The following is a 3,468-nucleotide window of genomic DNA, read 5'->3' as shown; positions in this document are numbered from 1 at the left end:
TCGGCGGCGTGCCGAGCCGCCCCGGTGGGTGGCGCGGCATGTCGAGCCGGAGGACCGGGCGGCGGTGCCGGACGAGGGCGCGATCCTCGCCGCGCTGAGCAACCTCGGCCTCGCGCCGCTGAACAAGGCGGTGCGCGAGGGGTGGCAACCCCGGTGGGTGTCCCCGGCGATGCGGGACGGGCAGGGCTGGCGCGCCCAGTTGCAGCTTCCGCAGGGCTGCACCGTGGACGCGGTCAACGACCGCAAGCACATCCTCGCCCACAACCTGCTGCGCAAACCCAACGAGGTCTGGCCCACCGAGCCGCGGAACAAGCCCGGCGTGCTGGACGTGTGGGTGGCCGATCAGGGGCTGTTGGACGGGCCGGTCGGCCGGTGGCCGCTGGCCGACGACGGCACCGGCGACTACTTCGCCGGGATCCCGGTCGGCATTGACCAGCGGGGCGAGCTGGTGGTCGGCAAGCTCATGGCGTCGAACTACCTCGTCGGCGGCATCATGGGCTCGGGCAAGTCGTCCCTGGTGGTGACGCTGCTGCTCGGGGCGCTGCTGGACCCGCTCGTGGACGCGCACGTGCACGTGATGGCGTTCAACGTCGACTACGACCCGATGGCGCCGGCGCTGGCGCGGCTGGTCAAGGGCGACGAGGACGAGCACCTCGAGGCCGCCCTCGACGCGCTGCGGTGGCTGCGGGGCGAGGTGTCCCGCCGCGGCCAAGTGCTCGAGGAGCTCGGCGGCGACACGAAGCTCACCCGCGAGGTGGCCGCCCGGCGGTCGGACATGCGCCCGATCGTGGCCGTGTTCGACGAGGTGCAAGAGCTCTTCGAACACGACAAGTACGGCAAGGAGGCCCGCGACCTGGCCGTGGCGCTGACGAAGAAGGCCCGCAAAACCGGCATCACCTGCGTCTGGTCCACCCCCACCGCCGGGTCCACCTCGCTGCCGCGGGACCTGTCCCGCACGGCGTCGCACCTGGTGGCGTTCGCGATCAACGATCACGTCGGCAACGACGCGATCCTCGGCACCGGGGCGCACAAGGCCGGCATCTCGGCCACCAGCCTGGTGGCCGGCGAGGACGTGGGCACGGCGATGGCCGTCGGGTTCCGCCGCGAGGCCGGGCTGCTGCGGTGCTTCCACCTCGAGCGCAGCGACGACGTGGACGAGGTCACCCCCGTGGTGGCCCGCGCCCTCGAAGCCCGCGGCGGCGCCGAGCCGCCGGTCACCGTCGAGCAGCGGGACCTGCTCGGCGACGTGCGCCGGGTGCTCGACGGCGAGGCCGAGCGGGCCACGCAGGTGGCCGCCCGGCTGCGGGACCGCGGATGGCAGCTCAACGGCACCGAGCTCGTCGACCGGCTGCGCCGCGACCACGGCATCCCGCCCCGCAAGCTCAAGGGCTACGCCGTGATTCGCCGTGACGACCTCGCCGGGGTGGACGACGGCGAGGCACCCGAGAACCCGCTGTGAGCCGGTGTGCGGGTGGCCGACACACCCCGGTCACCCGCACACCTCAACCCGTGTTTTCGCAGCACACGCCCGCTGCGGGGTCCGGGTGAGCCTGCGGGTGAGAACTCACCCCGCCCGGACCGATCCACCCCACCGAGAGAAGGGAACACCATGCTCGATCTCGTCGTCGTCGGCCTGGCGCTGGCCGCGCTGTACCTCGCCTCGGTCGCGATCTGGCCCTACGCCAAGTGCGGCCGGTGCAGCGGCCGCGGCAAGTTCACCTCACCCACCGGCAAGGCCTGGCGCTCGTGCGGCCGGTGCGGCGGCGCCGGCAAGACCGAACGCCTCGCCCGGCGACTGTTCCGCTGACCCCACCCACCGGAAGGAGAACCACCATGAACCGTGCCCTCACGCTCACCGTCTCGTGGCTGGCCGGGCTCGCCGGCCACGAAACCGGGGACTACCTCGTTCAGCGCGACTGCGACGCCCAGCGCAAGCAGCAGCACACCCGCGAGGGCCGGCGGGCGCTGGCCTCACACGCGGTGTCCTACGGCGCCACGCAGGCCGCGGTGCGCGCCCTGGCCTACCGCGCCGCCGGACTTCGGGTGCCGCTGCGTGCCCAGCTCGGCGCCGCCGTCGTCGAAACCGCCGTCCACGCGCTCGTCGACGACGGCCGGCTGCTGCACACGTTCGCCACTGGAACCGGCAAGGGCGGCTTCCACAGCGTCGCCGGCAACGGCATCAACGGCAGGGCGCTCATGGACCAGGCCACGCACAAGGGGCTGCAAGTGCCCGCAGGGGCGCTCACCACCGCCGCACTCGCCCACCCCCGCCGATCATGAGCCCCACAGCGGCCCGCTGACGCACGAACAGAGCAGCCCCCGCCCGATGACACCGGGCGGGGGCTGCTCGTCTCTGTGGGGCTGTGAGGCCGCTCTACGCGGTCAGCAGCCGGATGGCGTTGTCGACCACGACGCCCGAGCCGGTGCGGAAGTGCATGAGCAGTCCGCGCTGCCCCGTGGGGCGGCTGTTGCTGCCGAACAGGTGCGGCACCAGCTCGACGGAGGTGCCGACCCGGTCGACGATGACGAAGCCGGCCGCGAAGTCGCCGTAGGCGAGCACATTGTCGTTGCCCGCGTTCGCCGTGTCGCCGGCCGTGTCCAGCTCGGACGCCTCGTTGAGCGGCTTGCGCAGCAGCCGGTCACTGGACACCTCCGGGAAGCGCAGGCTTCCCGCGCTCGTCTCGAAGCCGCCGATCATGTTGATCGTGGTGAGGTTGCCCAGCCACTGGGCCCGCGGCTGGAACCGCGACGGCAGGGCGCTCTGCAGGCTGGTCACGTCGTCGATGGCCAGCGTGTCGGCGGTGGTCGTGGCCACCTTCGACCCGGACGCCAGTCCGGTGGTGAGCCCGGTCGGCTGGCCCGTGCCGGTGCCGTTCATGAACGCGGACGCCTGCAGCTGGTCCGCGGCGTCGACCATGAGCCGCTGCAGCTCGTTGACCGCGTTCACCGCGTCCATGCCGAACTCGAAGCTGAACGGCACGAACGCGTCCCCGAAGTGCACCGGGATGTTCGGCTCGGCCAGCGTCGGCGAGGCGTCGGCGACCTCGGCGCCCTCGGCCTTCCACTCGGCGGTGACACCGGCACTGGTGACGCCGCTCCAGCTGTTCGTGGTCGTCTGCACCACCCGCGCCACCCGGCGCAGCGGGTTCACCGACCCGTCACTGGAGAGCATGATCGACGGGTCCAGCGTCAGCGGAACCATGAACCCGCCCGCCGAGTCGGTGCCCACGCTCATGGCGCGCTGCTCGGCCTGCACCGCGGCCACCCGCTGGTACGCCTCCTGCTCGGCCGGCGTCCACAGCAGGTGCCCCCGCTGCGGATCGGCGAGCAGCTTCGTGAACGCCGACTCGTAGTCGCGGCTGGCCGTGGCCTCGGCCCACCGGGCCGCCAGCGACCGGGCCGCCGGAGCACCGTTCGACATCAGCGCCTCGGCCCGCTCGGCCGCGAACGCCGGCACCCGGTCACTGC

At 72.8% G+C, this 3,468-nt stretch carries 4 protein-coding genes; 3 read left to right on the top strand and 1 reads right to left on the bottom strand.

Annotated elements, in window-relative coordinates; all coding sequences use genetic code 11:
• From ACTIR_RS23465 to ACTIR_RS0114455, 3 genes are all read left to right on the top strand, one after another.
• Positions 1 to 1,459, top strand: a 1,459-nt coding sequence (locus ACTIR_RS23465; protein WP_267879491.1) for an FtsK/SpoIIIE domain-containing protein, incomplete at its 5' end; no start/stop codon positions are given.
• A gap of 150 nt (positions 1,460 to 1,609) precedes the next feature.
• Positions 1,610 to 1,807 (top strand): hypothetical protein, encoded by a 198-nt coding sequence (locus ACTIR_RS23460; RefSeq protein WP_034240206.1) that lies wholly within the window; start codon positions 1,610 to 1,612, stop codon positions 1,805 to 1,807.
• A gap of 26 nt (positions 1,808 to 1,833) precedes the next feature.
• Positions 1,834 to 2,280: a hypothetical protein gene (locus ACTIR_RS0114455; protein ID WP_034240203.1), complete on the top strand. Its 447-nt coding sequence runs from the start codon at positions 1,834 to 1,836 to the stop codon at positions 2,278 to 2,280.
• A 94-nt stretch (positions 2,281 to 2,374) separates the two neighbouring features.
• Here the strand turns inward: ACTIR_RS0114455 and ACTIR_RS23455 are convergent.
• A partial coding sequence (locus ACTIR_RS23455) for a phage major capsid protein (protein WP_233345916.1) occupies positions 2,375 to 3,468 on the bottom strand: 1,094 nt, incomplete at its 5' end.

Source organism: Saccharomonospora iraqiensis subsp. iraqiensis (assembly GCF_000430445.1).
Taxonomy (GTDB): Bacteria; Actinomycetota; Actinomycetes; order Mycobacteriales; family Pseudonocardiaceae; genus Saccharomonospora; species Saccharomonospora iraqiensis.
The sequence above is the reverse complement of the archived record's forward strand: the minus strand, read 5'-3'. Positions and strand labels throughout refer to the sequence as shown.